Genomic DNA, 18,398 nt, shown 5'->3' with positions numbered 1-18,398 from the left:
CATATACAATTCGATTCTATATAAAGGTGGGTATGTATGAATCAACTGAGAATCTATTAAAACAAAAATGGATACGTGAAATATCTGGTGAAGATAAGCACCGACGAGTTTATACTTTAACAGGTACTGGAAGAGACGTTTTGAAGTTAGATATGAAAAGCTTGCTGATGACTTATTATAGGAGGAGCAAAATGAAAAATTAGATGAATAAAGCTAATTTTAGGTGAGTATTTTTTTCTCGCATTAGCTAAAATAAGAAAAAGAGTGTATGAAAACCTAAAATGCAGGTTTTCATACACTCTTTTTTTTAATTCGTACGAACTGGCGTAATCAATTGAATAAAGTCTAAATCAGTTTCTGTTGGTTCCAAAGTAAATGGACGAATCGCAGAAATAAATTTGACTGTGATACTCATATCACCAAAAGCACGCAGAGCATCTTTCATATAATCTGGATTGAAAGAAATTTCCAACGGATCACCAGTTACTTTTTCATAGCTTAGTGGCTCTTCTACTTTCCCTATTTCTGGAGAATTTCCATAAAGAACAACTGAGTCAGAAGCAATTGCTAAACGAACGATATTATTACGACCTTCATGTGACAACAAAGAAGCACGGTCGATAGCAGATAGTAATTCTGGAACATAAAAATCGATTTCTGTATTAAAGCTTGTTGGGATCAAACGATTTGTATCAGGATAATTTCCTTCCAACAAACGAGAATAGAAATACATATTCTGTGTTTTAAACAATACTTGGTTTTCCATGATACTAATTTCAACCATTTCTTCTTCATTGGTGAATGAACGAGAAAGCTCAGTCAAGCTTTTTCCTGGAATCACAATATTGAAATTCTCAGCTGCTTGTTCGATCGGAATGATCCGTTGACTTAAACGATGGGAGTCAGTCGCAACAGCTAATAATTTTTGATCGTCTAAAATAAAATGAACTCCAGTCAAAATTGGACGACTTTCATGAAGTGATACAGCAAATCCTGTTTCATTGATAATTTTTGTCAACAGGTGAACAGGTAATTGAATTTGATTTTTAGCATCGATTACAGGAAGGTGTGGATAATTATCTGCATCCAACCCATTAACAGTAAAATCAGCTTTCCCTGAAGTAATTGCGACTTGATTGTTGTCCAATACTTCTAATGTGAACATGTCTTCAGGTAATTTGCGGATGATTTCACCAAAGAAACGAGCTTGTAAAACGATACTACCTGTTGACTCGATCGTCATTTGAGCTTTTTCGTCTTCTTTACTTAAAAAACTTTCAATCGAAATATCGGCATTGCTACCTGTTAACGACAGACCTTCGTCGGTTAAAACGATTTTTACACCTGTTAAAATGGGAATCGTTGTTTTAGAAGAAATGGCTCTTTGAACAGTTTGCAATTCTTGTAAAAATGTATTTCTTTTTACGGTTAATTTCATAATAAATGAACTCCTTTTTAATTGATTTTAAAAGCATAAATTTTACTGAGACAGTTTTGTATTTATATATAAATAAATAATAAAAGTAGTAGGTCCTGTTAATTCTGTGGAAAAGTCAGAAAACGAAATGAAATAGGAGTTTTCCACCTGTGTATAACTTGTGGAAAACTTTTTACTTTTCTGCTTTTTTATCCACAGGCTATGAATTAAGCAAGTTTTTGATTTCCCCAACTTCTTTTTGGATCGTGGGATCTTTTTCCATTAATTGCTGGATTTTTTCATGAGCATGAATCACTGTTGTATGATCTTTTCCGCCAAATTCGGCACCAATTTTTGGTAGCGAGTTATCGGTCATTTCTCTAGAAAGATACATTGAGATTTGTCTAGGAACAACGATCGATTTAACGCGTTTTTTGCCCTTGAGATCTTTTAATTGAATATGGTAATACTTTGCCACTTCTTCTTGAATTTGTAAAATGGATAGATGATTTTGGCTGCCGACAGATTTTAAAGATTTAAGTGCATCAGCTGCAAGGCTAGTTGTAATATCTTCACCATTGATCGTTGCAAAGGCTTGAACTCTAACCAGAGCGCCTTCTAATTCACGGATATTGGAATCGATCTGACCTGCAATATAGCTTAGCGTATCGTCAGGTATCTCCAGTCGTTCTGCATCTGCTTTTTTCCGTAAAATTGCAATTCGGGTCTCTAAATCAGGTGGTGTGATGTCGACTGACAATCCCCAAGCAAAACGAGAAACTAAACGTTCTGGTAATTTCGGGATATCATTTGGTGGTCGATCACTCGTTAGTACGATTTGTTTATTTTCATTATACAAATCATTGAAGGTATGGAAAAATTCTTCTAAAGTTGCTTCTTTTTCAGCTAAAAACTGAATATCATCAACTAGTAACAGATCAACATTTCGATATTCTTTACGAAATTGTTCTGAATTTTTCGTTTGGATCGAATTGATGAATTCATTGGTGAATGTTTCGCTACTGACGTATTTCACTTTGGCATCGGGGCGATTTTGCAGCATTTGGTGACCAATAGCATGCATCAAATGGGTTTTTCCAAGACCAACACCACCATAAAAGAATAGTGGATTGTAAATAGAACCAGGATCTTCTGCTACAACTAATGCTGCAGCATGTGCCATTTGATTTCCTTTTCCGATAACGAATGTGTCAAAAGAATACTTCGGATTCAATAAAGCTTTTTTCCCATGTTCAGCAATTTTTTCTTGTGTCACAGGGGCTTTTTTTTCTTCTTGAACCGGGATCGTTTCTTTTTCGCCAGTAACCACAAAATGAGGCATCACTTCAGCACCAGTTAATTTAAAGCCAGTTTCAACAATTTTTGCGGCTAAATTCTTTTCCCAATAGTCTTTATGAACAGCAGAAGGAACCTCTAACCATAACTGGTTATTCTCCAACTTTAGCGGTTGCGTTGTTTTTATCCATGCATCAAAACTTGGTGCGGACAAAACAGATTGGTAAGTATCTTCTAGATCTTTCCAGAAACTTTCCATATCGGGCATATGGTGACCTCCTTAATATAAAAGCGTAGCGGGCTCGTTCAACTCTGAGAGGAAAATAGGAAAAATCGATTGTGGTGTTTTTTACCACAAACTATTTTTATCTTTTTCCCGAAGAGTTAGCCCATGTAGCTAGATAACATATGGTAATAACGTTCTACTTTGTTTCACCGTGTATCATTCAACATCAACTCATTTCTTCGTTGTGTTTTTGGCATGTTTCAACATAAAAGCTCATAAAGCTAAATAAATTTTTTCTATATAAAAAAGCAGAACAAATATAAATAGATAAGCAAATAGAATTTTAGCATTTTTTCAGAACTTTTTCCACAGGCAAATTGTGAATTGTGGAAAAAAAATTCACAGAGGGTGATAAACTTATCCACAAAGCGAAAGTAAACCGTGGATTTCTCTGATTAAATTTATTTATCCACAGCAGATTCTGCAAAAATAAACCACGTAACACAGGCTTTTTTGAAAGTTATGCACAATTTTCAAAACGGATGTGTATAACTTTTAAACACCCTGTTTTTTTGTGCAAAAGTCTAACGAAAACTAAAAATGAACGATTCACAAAAAAAAACTATCCACAAGTTATCCCTAACTTTTTTCTTTTTGTGGATAACTTATTTAGCAAAGAAGGAAAATTAATTCCAAAAAATTTATTGACAAAAGGACCTAATACTAGGTATACTATCAAAGTATGTCTATGTATTGATGGATAGTTACAATTTCAGGAGGTGGAACAAGAGATGAAAAGAACGTATCAACCAAACAAACGCAAACGTCAAAAAGTTCACGGTTTCCGTAAACGCATGAGCACAAAAAATGGTCGCAACGTATTAGCGAGCAGACGTCGTAAAGGCAGAAAAGTTATTTCAGCATAATGTATGTTGACTTTAAATAACGAATCAAGTTCAAACTAAGAACCCTTTATTATCTTCACAATGTATGTGTGGAAATAATAAAGGGTTCTTTTGTTGTGAATCATCCATTCTGTTGGAGCCAGTCATGGTGATTCATAATACTTGGCGAACGCAGTGAGCGAAGTTTCCCAACTAGAGAATCACGAAAACCTAAATCCAGAAAGAAAGTGAGACTAAATATACAGCTCAAGATAGAGCTCTTATTTTGAAACACTATAAACATCATTATTATAGTAGTAACCAAAAACATAGCAATTAAATCAGCCGGAAAAATCAACAACAACCATTCTCTAAAAACGAATCAACCTCGGAAAATATCATAATCCCATAAAATAAAGTGAAAAAAGATCAGAAAAATGATACTATATGAATTTAGAGTCATGATTCGCAAAATCTCTAGATATTTTCCCTTAATTTTGATAAAAAATGACCAAAATATGCTATTATTGTAGAGTGAGTAAAAAAGAAAGATAGAAAGAAACAAAGGGATGCAGATGAAGAAATCCTATAGAGTAAAAAAAGAAAAAGAATTTCAAGCAGTCTTTCAGCATAAACGTTCTTGTGCCAATCGTAGATTTGTTGTTTATGTATTGGAAAAACCAGAACAAAAGCATTTTCGAGTAGGAATTTCCGTAGGGAAAAAAATCGGGAATGCTGTTGTCAGAAATGCTGTTAAGCGTAAAATTCGTACATCGATTTACCAGTTAAAAGAATCGATTGATCCGACTTGTGATTTTATTATTATCGCAAGACCTGGTGTTGACAAGTTAACATCGGAAGAAATCCATAGTAACGTGATCCATGTGTTAAAACTTGCAAAAATTTTGAAATAAGAGAGGAACAGTTTTGTGAAGAAGTATAAACGCTTATTATTGATGGCAGGTCTAGTTACACTTGTTTTTGTGCTGTCTGCCTGTGGAACCGCCCCGATTAACGAGAGCAGTACAGGAATTTGGGACCGCTACATTGTCTATTATTTCGCTGAAGCGATCAAATTTTTATCCATTTCGGCAAATACTGGTATTGGGATTATCCTATTTACATTAGTGATTCGGATTATTTTATTACCATTGATGCATTTCCAAACAAAAAGTATGCGCAAAACACAAGAATTACAACCTAAATTAAAAGCGCTGCAAAAACAATATTCATCAAAAGATCCGGAAACACAACGTTTATTCCGTGAAGAACAACAAAAACTATATGCTGAAAATAATGTAAACCCTTATGCAGGCTGTTTACCATTATTGATCCAAATGCCGATCATGATGGCACTTTATCAGTCGATTTCTCGTGTACCAGAATTGAAGCAAGGTAGTTTCTTATGGTTGAACCTAGGACAACCCGATCCATATCTGATTTTACCGATCCTTGCGGCAGTCTTTACCTTTGCTAGCACTTATTTAACAAGCATGAGCCAGATCGAATCAAATGCTTCATTGAAAATCATGAATTTTGTCATGCCTGTTATGATCTTTGTTATGGGGATGAGTTTAGCTAGTGGATTATCGCTTTATTGGGTAGTTTCTAACGCATTCCAAGTAGGTCAAACATTATTGATCAATAATCCATTCAAGATTCGTAGAGAACGTGCAGAAGCTGAAAGACAAGTAAAAGAACGCGAACGTGCATTGAAGAAAGCAATGAATCCTAAGAAAAAAAATAAGAAAAAATAAAAGGAGGTTTTCCAGATGCCGGTTTATGAGGGAAACACAATTGAAGAAGCAACAACTAAAGGGTTGCACGCACTGAATTTGTCAAAAGAAGAAGTAGAGATCAATGTGATCGCAGATGCTAAAAAAGGTTTTTTGGGCTTTGGTAAGAAATTAGCTCAAGTATCGATCGAGCCAACTGTTAGTGAACAAATCGCTGAAGCAGTTGCCGAAACAGTTGAAGATATCATTGTGACAGATGAGGAAGTAAAAACTGAAACAGCTGTTGAAGAATTACTAGCTTCTAAATCTGATTCCTCTGAATCAAAGGTCTTGGAAAACTTAGCAGATGAAGACGCAATCACAGAACTAGCAATGTATTTAACAAAAATTTCAAAAGAATTAAATGCACCTGCTTTAGTCCGTTTAGAACGTAAAGATGGTTTGTTGGTTTTCCATTTGGATACCGACAAACAAGGAATCTTGATTGGAAAACATGGTAAAGTCTTAAATGCCATGCAATATTTAGCGCAAGTATTCGTTCATCGTGTTGCAGAGAATAAATTATCTGTAGTAGTAAATGTTGGTGATTACCGTGAAAAACGGCAAGCAATCCTACAACGCTTGGCAGAAAGAACGGCCGAAAAAGTGAAGCAAACAGGTCGTCCCGTTTTCTTAGAACCAATGCCAGCATTTGAAAGAAAGCAAATCCATTTTACATTAAGCAAAGACGATCATATCAAAACACATTCAGAAGGCGACGAACCATACCGCTATTTAGTCGTTGAACCTGTGAAAAAATATTACTAATACAAATAAAAATCTCCCTTTAAAAAGTATTTTTTTAAAGGGAGATTTTTTGTTTAGATTGGATCACTTTACTAAAAAATACATTGACATATACCGTCAAACAAAGTATATTTTAAACGAAATCATTCTTATCAACGTACAAAATACGATGATAAAGTAGTTGAAGCATTCGTGCTTCTTCCAGCCTGGTTCTTTTAGGATCAGGTTTTTTATTTTGTCTAAAAAAATAGACTTATATGACAAAAGTCATAAGAGCTTATGACAAATGAATCTAACGAACACAGGATTTTTCCGGCATAATAAGGGTATCAACTAACAAGGAGAAATCATTATGAATAATCAAACAAACAGAATTGAAGAATTAGAATTGGAAAATGAAAACTTGCGTCTAAAATTAGCTACAATCAAAGAAGAAAATAAGGATGCTTGGGCAAGTTGGGTTTGGGTCTTGGTTCCTGTTGTCGGGATGCTAGTTGGCGCGTTTCATACAATGGTTTAATTAAAAAAAGGGAGAAGCTAACAGACTTTTCCCGTTTTTCTTTGATTGATCAACCAATATTCGTTTGGGTAAATTGAACTACAGTGCCATAGGCAAATATTTCCACGACCCATTTTCCTTGGTATTCCACATATTTTTCTTCAAAATGACAATTAATCACCGCGTCCGCTTCATATTCAAAGGCAATGACTTTTAACTGACGGTAAACACCGCTGAACACATCATTTGGGTTGACGTCTGGTGAAAATAAGTCTGTTTCAATTCGATCAGTCGCAAAAACAATATCACGGAGGATATACTTTTTGTTGACATTTCCTGTAGATAATGTGATTCCATTTAAACGATTTTCTAATTCTTGCTCATTTAACTCATCTCTTTTAGCTTGTCTCATTTTAGGAACCTCCTCGCATTATTAAGTTTATTTTAAAGATAAACTAGAAGAAATGCAACGTTAACGAACGTTTATAGCAAACAAATAATGTTGCGAAAAATAAGAAAATATGCTATTATATGTCAAGAAATTAATAGGAATTGATGCAGTGAAAGTGCTAGATCCAACCTAAAAAAATAGGGGTGGAGTGGGCGCTTTTTTTGTAGCCAAAAATAGATGCATACATAGTTTGAAATAAGATAGGAGTTATTTTACGTAGTAATTATTACGCGAAAAACAGCTCAATCCATTAACGAAAGGAACTCAGTCAATCATGCAACAAATAACGCTAGAATTTGATACGATCGCCGCAATTTCAACACCTCCTGGCGAAGGAGCAATTAGTATTGTCCGCTTAAGTGGAGACCAAGCAATTACTATTGCAGATAAGGTTTATCGTTCAGGCAGTAAGCAATTACTAGATGTGCCGACGCACACGATTCATTATGGTCATATCCTTGATCCGAAAGAAAACAGCTTGGTCGATGAAGTGATGGTCTCTGTGATGAGAGCTCCAAAAACATTCACTAGAGAAGATGTAGTTGAAATCAATTGTCACGGTGGAATCGTGGTCGTGAATCAATTATTACAGCTACTTTTAAGAGAAGGTGCACGTTTAGCTGAACCAGGTGAATTTACAAAAAGAGCCTTTTTAAATGGTCGAATGGACTTATCTCAAGCAGAAGCTGTGATGGACTTGATTCGAGCTAAAACGGATCGGGCAATGCATGTCGCATTAGATCAATTAGATGGAAATTTATCTACTCTGATCCGTTCACTGAGACAGGAAATTTTAGAAACGTTAGCCCAAGTTGAGGTAAATATCGACTATCCTGAATATGACGATGTTGAAGAATTAACAACAAAATTATTACTTGAAAAAGCAGGCTTTGTTAAAGCCCAAATCGAAGGCTTACTGACAACAGCTAAACAAGGGAAAATTTTACGTGAAGGGTTAAGTACGGCGATTATCGGTCGTCCAAACGTTGGAAAGTCAAGCTTATTAAACCATTTACTACGTGAAGAAAAAGCAATCGTTACAGATATTGCAGGCACAACACGTGATGTGATCGAAGAATATGTCAATGTTCGTGGTGTACCGCTAAAATTGATCGATACAGCGGGTATCAGAGAAACAGAAGATATCGTAGAGCGGATCGGGGTAGAACGCAGCCGTAAAGCGTTAGCGGAGTCAGATTTGATTTTACTGGTTTTAAATCAGAATGAACCACTATCAGAAGAAGACCGTCAACTATTAGTTGCAACCGAAGGCTTAAAACGTGTGATTTTACTAAATAAAATGGATTTACCTTCACAACTAGATCGAGAAGCATTAAAACAGCTTGTGAAAGATGAAGAAATTTTGCCAGTATCCGTTTTATCTAATACAGGGATGGAACAATTAGAATTAAAAATCGCAGACTTATTTTTCGGCGGCCAAACAGGAGAAAAAGATGCAACCTACGTATCCAATACTCGCCATATTGCTTTATTAGATCAGGCGGCGATAGCACTAGACGAAGTAATACGTGGAATTGAAGCTGGAATGCCAGTGGATCTTGTTCAAATGGATATGACCCGCTGTTGGGACTATTTAGGTGAGATTGTCGGGGACAGTGTTCAAGACGAACTGATCACTCAATTATTCAGTCAATTTTGTTTAGGAAAATAGAAAGGAAGAGTCGATGAACCAATTTAAAGCAGAATCTTATGACGTAATCGTAGTTGGAGCAGGTCATGCAGGATCAGAAGCCGCCTTAGCATCCGCTCGCATGGGCAGTAAAACCCTGCTTCTAACAATTAATTTAGATATGGTAGCCTTTATGCCATGTAACCCCTCTGTAGGAGGACCGGCTAAAGGCGTCGTTGTGCGAGAAATCGATGCACTGGGTGGCGAAATGGGTCATAATATAGACAAAACATACATCCAAATGCGGATGCTAAACACAGGAAAAGGTCCGGCCGTTCGCGCCTTGCGCGCCCAAGCGGACAAACACGCTTACGCTACCGAAATGAAGCACACAATCGAACGCACCGATAACCTATCATTACGCCAAGGTATCGTGGAACGTTTGATTGTAGAAGATGGTATTTGCAAAGGCGTTATCACAACAACAGGTGCACAGTACCAAAGTAAGGCCGTGATCATCACAGCTGGAACAGCACTTCGTGGTGAAATCATCATCGGTGAACTAAAATATTCTTCAGGTCCCAATAATTCATTACCATCGATTGGGTTAGCGGATCACTTAAAAGAGCTAGGACTAGAAATGGATCGTTTCAAAACAGGGACACCGCCACGTGTAAAATCTAGTACAATCGATTATTCTGTCACAGAAGAACAACCAGGTGATGAGCAACCGAATCACTTTAGTTTCAGTACGCCAGATGATGCTTATAATTTAGAGCAACGTTCTTGTTGGTTAACGTATACGAATGAAGGAACGCATGAAATCATTCAAGATAATCTACATCGTGCACCGATGTTTACTGGTATTGTTGAAGGAGTGGGGGCTCGTTATTGTCCATCAATCGAAGATAAAATCGTTCGATTCTCTGATAAGCCTCGTCATCAATTGTTCTTAGAACCAGAAGGATTGAACACAGAAGAAGTCTATGTCCAAGGTTTGTCAACTTCCTTACCAGAAGATGTTCAAACAGATATCCTCCATTCAATTGCAGGTCTAGAAAAAGCTGAAATGATGCGCACAGGTTATGCGATCGAATACGATGTCGTTGTACCACATCAATTACGTCCAACCTTAGAAACAAAAGTCATTGATAGCTTATTTACAGCTGGACAAACCAATGGTACGAGTGGATATGAAGAAGCTGCTGGACAAGGCTTGATTGCTGGGATCAACGCAGCACTTAAAGTCCAAGGCAAAGAACCATTTGTGATGAAACGTAGTGATGGTTATATCGGTGTGATGATCGATGATTTGGTGACAAAAGGGACGAATGAACCTTATCGCTTGCTAACTTCAAGAGCTGAATATCGTTTGATTTTACGTCATGATAATGCCGATTTACGTTTAACCGAACAAGGTCATGAAATTGGTTTAGTCAAAGAGGAACAATATACAGCTTACCTTGAAAAGAAAAAAGCAGTCGAGGCTGAAATCGCGCGATTGAATTCAGTCAGAGTGAAGCCTACAGCGGACGTACAAGCGTTCTTAGAGGCAAAAGGTTCTGTTCCGTTGAAAGATGGGGTCTTAGCTGGAGACTTCTTAAAGCGACCAGAAATGAGCTATCATGAAGTGACCCAATTTATCCCCGCTTCTGAAGTAGAGTTGGATGATAAAGTCATTGAGCAAGTTGAAATTCAACTAAAATATGAAGGCTATATCAAAAAAGCGTTAGAAAAAGTCGATAAACTAAAAAGAATGGAAGCTAAACGAATCCCAGAGAATATCGACTACGCTGCAATCAACGGTTTGGCAACTGAAGCGAAACAAAAATTACAAAAAATCCAACCAGAAACAATTGCCCAAGCAAGCCGAATCAGCGGAGTGAACCCGGCTGATGTTTCGATTTTGATGGTTTATATTGAACAAGGTAAGATAGCGAAAGTACAATCTTAAAAAAGAATGTAGTTCGTTTACGTTTAAAACATCGCTATGACATAGTAACTAGTAATAGACATAAAATACCGAACAAGCCGAATAATAGTTAAAAGGAGGGAGCTCATAACGAAGCTCCCTCCTTTTTTGTTTCATGTGAAACATTTGATGATTGCTATCTAAATAAATGTAACAGATTTTCGGGAGACTTTTAACAGTAAGTTAAAAGTTTATATACATAAAAATAGAGTAAGATCGAAATAGGTAGATAAAAGAAAGTCAGCCAAATATTTAATATTAACGAAACCAAAGGAGTAAAACCGATGCGTACAATCAAAACAGTCGAAGATTTCTGGCAAGTAATCGATGAAATAAGAATAAAAAAAGAATTAAACTGGTCAGATTTAGTTGGAGGAAAAGCTAAATTAGCTGCCAGCCAACACTGGAATCCGCCATTAACATATATTCTTCAAATGCAAACGAAACTGGATGTAGAGATTATCAACACCTTTGTCTACGAATTGATGGAATCCGACCAAGCAGTCACTAAAGATCCTGAAACTCGGGAAAAGATGAAATTGATTTACCAGTGGATTCAAGCTGAAAATTGGATGGAAGATGAACAACTTCTTCAAAACGTTCAAGAAATTGCAAAAACAATTTTATGAGTTATAAACACATAAAGAAGTTAAAACAAGGAGTGAAAAAAATGAAAAATATAGAAAAAATGATTCAATGGATGACCGATCGAAAAGGAAAAGTCACTTACTCGATGAATGCAAGGTTAGGACCAAACAGCTATGATTGTTCTAGCGCTGTTTATCTCGCTTTGATTAATGGTGGTTTCTTAAACTCTGGAATCATGGGCAATACAGATACTCTTTTCTCCCATTTAGAAAATGCTGGCTGGACTAAGATACAAGCAGATGGAACTGGAAATTATCCAGCTAAAACAGGAGATATTTTTATTTGGGGAAATCGTGGAGCATCAGGAGGAGGAGCTGGTCATACAGGGATTTTTATAGATGATCAAGATAACATCATTCACTGCAATTATGGCTATAATGGCATCACGATCAATAACCATGATACGATTTGGGGATTAAACGGTTGTCTTGCAATGACGATTTATCGTTATGGAAGAAATGAAAGCAGACCACAGCCGACACCTTCAACGCCCAAGCCCGTGCCGCAAGAACAACTGGTTGGTTTAATCTCAATGACGGGAACTTTTTATCCAGACAGAAAATTAGCAGTCAGCCAAGATACTAATCCGGACGATGCGATCAGTCCCGCACTTGACTACTATCTACCTGATATGACGATCTACTATGATCATTATATTCATAGCAATGGCTATGTTTGGATCAGTTATATCAGTCATGGTGGTGCACGGCGTTATGTAGCGGTTGGACCAGATGACGGTCGTACAGATACAACGTGGGGATCTGGTTTTTTCAATTGATCAAATGAGAGACGACACATTTAGAAAAGGTCTTATCTATAAAAAATAAGGAAATCTTGCTATAATGGTGGAAAAGTAAGGATAGATGGAGTGCTGATTGATGACAAAAAACTTTAGAGAGAGTGGATTTGCTCCGTTAAAAAGAGTTAGGAAAGCAGAGTAGGCGCGGTTATGCTAATTTCTTTTCAAGAGATCAATTCTTTACCATTGGTCATTTCGTCATTGAAGGAAATACGAGATTTGCCCATCGCCGCTTGGAAATTTTGCCGATTCGGGATAGTTTAATTGAGGAATCAAGACACCCAGAGGCTATGTATGTAGCAGCACCACAACCGGATATAAAAAGTGAAGCAAGACCATTTTTAGAAGGTGGCGACGTTTTAGTATATGGTAAAACAATATTTGTTGGCTATTCAGGTTTGGCGAGTAATTTAAATGGTATCAATTGGCTGAAATCACTTTTAGCATATTTGGACTACACAGGCTTTATTAAGAACAACCAACTAATTGGCAACTTATAGAAAACGAAAAGAAATTCAGACTTTCACCAAACAATTGTAATAAAGAAGCCACTTTTTGAACACAAAAAAGTCACAATTTCGGGTTATTATAAATCCATACCAAACAAACAACCCTAACAAAACACTTTTTCATTTTTTAACTCCTTTTCCCACTCTTCCCCAAAGAGTGGGTTATTTGTTGTGAATCACCATGATTGGCTCTGCCAGAATGGATGATGAACAATACTTGGCGACCAAAAAGAGCGAAGTGTCCTTACTAGAGAATCACAAAAACCTAAACCAAAGAAAAAGTGAATAAGAGAGCGTGGATGCTGATAAATCTCTTGTGTTAACAATCCGGACTCTACCAGAATAGATGATAAACAGACAAACAATCAAATAAGCTGAACCACAAAAATTGTTCTTTGAATTTTTGTGGTTCAGCTTATTTTTTATAATCGTCTATTGTATTTAGAAGACAAATTCTATTTACTTTGTTTTCCTTTTCTTCTCTTCCAGAAAAGGAGAGATCCAGCGGCACCTGCCATAAAGGCCCCCATTCCTTGTCCCATTAGAGAAGATTCTGTTCCTGTATTTGGTAGTCTTCTTTCAGAACGAGTATTTGGTAGTGATTTAGTTGAAGGATCAGAGACTGCATCGAACGTAGTAGTTGTTAGAACAATAGCTCCTTTTGCTTCTTCCTTTTTCTTGGGATCAATTAGAGCTACTGGCGCCTCGGCTAGATTGACTGCGAGAGGAGCCTCTAGTACAGTAGGTTTCGTTGGTGCAGCAAGTTCGATTGGTTGTTTTATAGGCGTTTTTATTGGGTCAACAGTCTCTGGTGCTACAAGTTCTGGAATACCTGGAGCGTTAACAATAGGAGCTTCTTCTAATTTTTCAGGTTGCTCTAAAGGATCGACCTCTGTAACATCTTCCAACGCTTCTAGTTCAACAGGAGCATCAGGTTGAATACTTTCTTCAGCTTCTTCGCTATCTAATTCCACATCAGTTATATTTTCTGAAGTACCTAGTTCTACAAGTGAACTAGGAGGAGTAGATGCATGTTTATCTGTTAAAGCAGGTAAGTTGATTCCTGTGATATTTTCAATAATTTTTGTTGAAGCTGCAGCAGGTGCAAGCGCTGGATTTGTTGGTTCTGTTACATTTTCGACTTTTTTAGGTGTGTTAATTCCTACTGCCTTTGTCGGAATTTCAGGCATATCTGGTACTGTTGGAATTTCAGGAGTATTTATTTTTTTGAGTATTAGCGAATCTAATTCAGTTTGAATTGTTTTTAAATCAATAGGTGGAAGATTAACCTTTCCAAGCGCGGATTGTGTACTCATTCGCCAATTGATTATTGAACTTCCCCCCCCCATTTCTATCCAGTCATATAGAGAAAAACCAACATCTTCAATATAAGGATCTGCATAAAAAGCATCTAAGCTTGTTTGATAAGCTCCAGTTGCAACATTGAGACTTGTAGTGACCGAAGTCGGAATTCTATCTAAGTTTATAGGTGTTTTAACATTGTTGCCTGTTGCTAAATTGAATTCTTCAATTGCAGTAGCCATGGTTGAATTTGCTACTGTCCATTTATCAGAAACGCTCATTAGATAATTAGAATAATTCGTAAGTTTCTCAATTGCTCCACCTGCAATTGACTCATAAGTTGATACAAATTTATCCCAATCCTTCGATGTATTTAATGATTGTAAGCGTTCTTTCGAATAGCCAATAGGAGTGAAATCTAAGGTTCCAGCAGTGTTAATAATTTCGATCCAAGAATCTAATTCATCGTCAGGATCTCCAGCGTTCCCTACACCCCATCCTCTAGTGTATACATCGAAAGCATCAGAATAAGCTTTGTATGATTGGTAGTATTTCTGATACACTTTAGAACTATTAATATTATCCTCCATCACATGTTCAGCCTCAGCAATGAAATTTACTAATTTAGACCGAAAATCTTCTGGTCCATAAATAAGATCTTGGGTAATTTCTGGTTTAGTAGAACTAGCATTGTAACTATCATTTTTGTCTTGATAGTCCATAATGACTGGCCACGATTCATTTAGTGCTTTAGTTAAAGCTAATTTAGCTGTTTCGTATTTAGTTTGCCACAATGCTAAGTCAGCAGGAATATTATCAAGATTTTCTTGCGTTATTTTATCAGCTGGAAAGTCATCAAGAATGTTATTCATTCCAGTAATAGCAGCATTAATCTCACCTTCAGCAACAACCGCCTTCTCATAAGCAGCAAGGGCATCCTCATATGGTTTTGCTGCTGTGGTGAAACTTTCCTTTGCAAGATCATATTTAGTTTTTAGATTTGTGTAGAGTGTAAGAGCTTTATCGTAATTGACAGTAAGAGTTTTTAATTTTCCATCAGCTAGTTGGTAGTCCTTATCAGCGGCTTTCCACGCATCATTTGCAGCACCGTAGGCTGTATTAACTCCGCTATACTTTTCATGAAGCTCTTCAAAGGAGTTTCCCAAGTCTGTGTACTCTTTTGAAACAGCGGCGAATTCTTTTTCGTGAGCTGTTTGCTCATCAGTCATTTCACCCAATTTGATTTGAGTTGCATTATAGGTTTTCAGAGTTTCTTCATATTTTGTTTTTAGACCAACATAGTAAGCAGCTAAATCTGTATATTCTTTCTCGCGTAGTAAAAAAGTTTCTTTTACTTTAGAAAGGGCAGTTGCCGCTGTGGTATAGGCTGTTTCGGCGATAATGTATTCGGCATCTAAAGCAGCAAATTGTTTTGTTACTTTATCATAAGTTTCTTTTGTTTTAGTATATTGAGTTTCTAAGGCGGTGTATTGTTTTGTAGTTGTTTCTAATGTTTCGCCTAATTTTGAAAAAGCTACTTTAGCTGCAGCCAATTCTGATTTTAGTGTAGTTAATTCCTCTGATAGTGTTTGATATTCTGGTAAAAGACGGTCATATTCGGCACGTGCTAGTTCGTATTTTTTATTAGCAGCATCATATATTTTGCTCGCCTCGTTATATTTTGCTTCTATGATGTCAAAAGCGTCTGATCCGCTTGTAAATTTAGCAAATACAGCATCATAAGCTTCTTTTAACAGGTCATATTGATGTTTTACTTCAGTAGACTCTGTGACTGCTGCTTGATAGGCAGATTCTGTTTCTTCATAGACATTGATTACTTGTGTATAGTTCGTACTGATTGTTTGGTACTCTTTTTCCAATTTTTGATAATCAGTATTCACTCGCTCGCATTGTGCTAAAAGAGTATCATATTGTTGCCTAATAGACTGATAGGAAGTGGCAATTTTTTGATAATCAGCTGTTGCAGTGTCATAAGCTGTTTGTACGTCTTTGAACTTTGTATTGAGTTGTTTAGCTTGTTCTTTTACTTGTTGATATTCTTTGTCCACTTCGTTATAACGAGTATTATTTTCATTATAGGAGGCCAAAGCTGTTGAATATTCCACTGTGCCTTCTTCATACTGTTTTAGAATGGCTTCAGCGGCTGCTCTTTTTTCATTGTAGGTAGCTAAATCAGTTTCATAAGCAATCAAATTAGCATCATAGGCAGATTTTTGTTGATCATAAGTTGTTTTTGCAGTTTCATATGTTTTCGTTTTTTGGTCAAAGGCTGTCTTTTCGGTTTCATAGGCCGTACGTTCTGTTTCATATTGAATGGCTAATTCTTTAAGTTGACTAGATAAAGTTTCATAAGTTGTTTTTGCTTTTTCGTACGCTTGTTTTGTAATGTTATATTCTTCTTTAATTTTATTATACTCAGTAAGTTTTCGTTCATAATCACTTATGGTCACCGTTAAGTCTGATAAACGTTTTTCATAAGTTGCTTTATCCGCTATATACGTTGTTTTTGTATCATTATATTCAGTTAGTAGTACATTATATTTCTCAAGTGCTTTATCATAGTCAGTTTTTACTTCGGTATAGCTGGTTTTTGCTGTTTCAAGTTCTGTTTTTAAGGTATTGTATACCTCTGTTGCTACGTTGAATTCTGTAGCTTTAGTATCATACACTGTTTTTTTATTAGTGTAGTTGTTAAGTAAGGCATCGTAAGAAAGTTTTTGCGAATTATAGTCTGATAGTTGCGTATTGTACTTATTTTTTGCATCATTGTATGCTGTTTGAATGGTTCTATAAGCTGTTGCAGCATCTTCGTAAACTTTTCGTTTTGTTTCGTATTCCACTCTTAAATTTTCGTAGCTTGTTCTTTTTTCCTCAGCATCCTTGTTCAATAGCTCGTATTCAGCTTGAGCACTTAAATAGTTTGTTTGCATGTCGAGAAAAGTTGTTTCCGTGTCTTGATAACGTTTTTGTTCTGTTTCATAGGCAGCTTTTGCTTGGTTGTAAGTATCAATATGTGCTTCGTAGCTAGACTTATTTGTTTCATATGTAGCTTTATGTGAGTTATAAGTCATTGTCGCTTCTTCGAAAATCGTTAACTGTTTTTTGTACGTTTCTTTTAATCCGTCTAACGTCGTTTTAAGTTGATCAGCTATTTCATAGGTTTTATCAGCTTCGTTTTTGGAGGTATTGTAGTCTTCTAAGGCAATATCATATGCTTTTTTTGTATCCTCATATTCTGTTTTTGCTGTGGTGTATTCTTCTAATATGCTCTTATAATCTTTTTCCAACGCTTTCTGAACAGATGACTTTTGTTCTACTGTTGCAGCCAGTGCATGTATAGGAATACCAGAACCTATGAGAGCCACACTAGAAAGCAACATAAATTTAAACGAACCTTTTTTCCATGAGTCATTCATTAAATCACACTACCTTTCTTTTTTTAATAATATTCATATAGTAAATAAATAAAGTATTATAGAATGGTCTTTTCTAGAAAAAGTACTAAATAGCTTGGTGATAGAGAATTTTTACCTTGGAAGAAAATTATTTTGATTTTTGTATAAAGTTCAGGAAATATGACTATTTATGTGAGGAGTATTATAGAGAATTAAGGAAAGTGGAAAAAATGCTATATGATTTCTATAAGATTTTTGAATACAATTGATATAAAATGTAGAATATGTTTAATAAACTTTTCGAAGTACATGCTTTGATGATTTGTATCAATTTTTTTGATCAAAAGAATGATTAAAAGTAATGTAGCGTTTTAATTGTTAATTCTTGTGTAAGTTAAATTAAAACTTCAGATTTCTGACAAACAATCGTAATAAAGAAACCTATCTTTCAACACAAAATAGTCACACTTTCAGGTTATTATAAATTCATACCAAACAAACAACCCTAACAAAACACTTTTTCATTTTTTAACTCCTTTTACCCACTCTTCCCCAAAGAGTGGGTTATTTGTTGTGAATCACCATGACTGGCTCCGCCAGAATGGATGATTAACAATGCAAGGCGTGTGAAGAGAGAAGCCACCCTACTAGAAAATCACCAAACCCCAAATCAAAATAAAAAATTGATGTTCATTTTTCGAAAGAACCTTCTATCGATCAGCAGTACACTAAAGCTACAAAACGAAGGGACTGATGATCAATGAACGAAACCAAAACAACCCATTTCAGAAATGCTCACCAACAAAAGAAACCACTTGTCTTACTAA

General features: G+C 36.0%; 13 protein-coding genes and 1 pseudogene. 10 read left to right on the top strand and 4 right to left on the bottom strand.

Going from position 1 to position 18,398, the window contains the following annotated elements; genetic code table 11:
* Positions 1 to 307: 307 nt before the first annotated feature.
* Together dnaN and dnaA are read right to left on the bottom strand one after the other, a co-directional pair.
* Entirely contained in the window at positions 308 to 1,438 is a 1,131-nt protein-coding gene (gene dnaN / locus A5819_RS06265) for a DNA polymerase III subunit beta (protein ID WP_086277645.1), read from the bottom strand.
* 199 nt (positions 1,439 to 1,637) lie between these two features.
* On the bottom strand, positions 1,638 to 2,981 hold the full coding sequence (gene dnaA / locus A5819_RS06260; protein ID WP_086277644.1) for a chromosomal replication initiator protein DnaA: 1,344 nt from the start codon (positions 2,979 to 2,981) through the stop codon (positions 1,638 to 1,640).
* 749 nt (positions 2,982 to 3,730) lie between these two features.
* On the opposite strand from dnaA, the gene rpmH reads away from it, so the two are divergent.
* The 5 genes from rpmH to A5819_RS19210 all read left to right on the top strand — a co-directional run bounded on the left by rpmH (position 3,731) and on the right by A5819_RS19210 (position 6,865).
* Entirely contained in the window at positions 3,731 to 3,865 is a 135-nt protein-coding gene (gene rpmH, locus A5819_RS06255; RefSeq protein ID WP_010762140.1) for a 50S ribosomal protein L34, read from the top strand.
* Positions 3,866 to 4,398: 533 nt separating this feature from the next.
* Complete coding sequence (gene rnpA, locus A5819_RS06250; RefSeq protein WP_086279660.1) at positions 4,399 to 4,737, top strand: ribonuclease P protein component; 339 nt, start codon at positions 4,399 to 4,401, stop codon at positions 4,735 to 4,737.
* 15 nt (positions 4,738 to 4,752) lie between these two features.
* A complete protein-coding gene (locus tag A5819_RS06245) occupies positions 4,753 to 5,580 on the top strand; it encodes a YidC/Oxa1 family membrane protein insertase (RefSeq protein ID WP_086277643.1) in 828 nt (275 codons plus the stop codon).
* 15 nt (positions 5,581 to 5,595) lie between these two features.
* Positions 5,596 to 6,366: an RNA-binding cell elongation regulator Jag/EloR gene (jag, locus tag A5819_RS06240; protein ID WP_086277642.1), complete on the top strand. Its 771-nt coding sequence runs from the start codon at positions 5,596 to 5,598 to the stop codon at positions 6,364 to 6,366.
* Between the two features lie 331 nt (positions 6,367 to 6,697).
* On the top strand, positions 6,698 to 6,865 hold the full coding sequence (locus A5819_RS19210; protein ID WP_176271371.1) for a hypothetical protein: 168 nt from the start codon (positions 6,698 to 6,700) through the stop codon (positions 6,863 to 6,865).
* A gap of 49 nt (positions 6,866 to 6,914) precedes the next feature.
* On the opposite strand, the gene A5819_RS06235 is transcribed toward A5819_RS19210, so the two are convergent.
* Positions 6,915 to 7,256 (bottom strand): hypothetical protein, encoded by a 342-nt coding sequence (locus A5819_RS06235; protein ID WP_086277641.1) that lies wholly within the window; start codon positions 7,254 to 7,256, stop codon positions 6,915 to 6,917.
* Positions 7,257 to 7,569: 313 nt separating this feature from the next.
* On the opposite strand from A5819_RS06235, the gene mnmE reads away from it, so the two are divergent.
* The 5 genes and pseudogenes from mnmE to A5819_RS06210 form a co-directional block, all read left to right on the top strand.
* Positions 7,570 to 8,967, top strand: coding sequence for a tRNA uridine-5-carboxymethylaminomethyl(34) synthesis GTPase MnmE (gene mnmE / locus A5819_RS06230; RefSeq protein WP_086277640.1), 1,398 nt, complete (start codon positions 7,570 to 7,572; stop codon positions 8,965 to 8,967).
* 13 nt (positions 8,968 to 8,980) lie between these two features.
* Positions 8,981 to 10,879: a tRNA uridine-5-carboxymethylaminomethyl(34) synthesis enzyme MnmG gene (gene mnmG, locus A5819_RS06225; protein ID WP_086277639.1), complete on the top strand. Its 1,899-nt coding sequence runs from the start codon at positions 8,981 to 8,983 to the stop codon at positions 10,877 to 10,879.
* Positions 10,880 to 11,181: 302 nt separating this feature from the next.
* Complete coding sequence (locus tag A5819_RS06220; protein WP_086277638.1) at positions 11,182 to 11,526, top strand: hypothetical protein; 345 nt, start codon at positions 11,182 to 11,184, stop codon at positions 11,524 to 11,526.
* 41 nt (positions 11,527 to 11,567) lie between these two features.
* A complete protein-coding gene (locus A5819_RS06215; protein WP_086277637.1) occupies positions 11,568 to 12,323 on the top strand; it encodes a peptidoglycan amidohydrolase family protein in 756 nt (251 codons plus the stop codon).
* 140 nt (positions 12,324 to 12,463) lie between these two features.
* Positions 12,464 to 12,793: pseudogene (locus A5819_RS06210) on the top strand (amidinotransferase); the annotation flags it as partial.
* 515 nt (positions 12,794 to 13,308) lie between these two features.
* On the opposite strand, the gene A5819_RS06205 reads toward A5819_RS06210, so the two are convergent.
* Positions 13,309 to 17,592 (bottom strand): LPXTG cell wall anchor domain-containing protein, encoded by a 4,284-nt coding sequence (locus tag A5819_RS06205; RefSeq protein ID WP_086277636.1) that lies wholly within the window; start codon positions 17,590 to 17,592, stop codon positions 13,309 to 13,311.
* Positions 17,593 to 18,398: the final 806 nt, after the last annotated feature.

Source organism: Enterococcus sp. 7E2_DIV0204, assembly GCF_002140855.1.
GTDB classification, from domain to species: domain Bacteria; phylum Bacillota; class Bacilli; order Lactobacillales; family Enterococcaceae; genus Enterococcus_L; species Enterococcus_L lemimoniae.
Note: the sequence above shows the minus strand (reverse complement) of the source record. Positions and strands in the feature narration are given on the sequence as shown.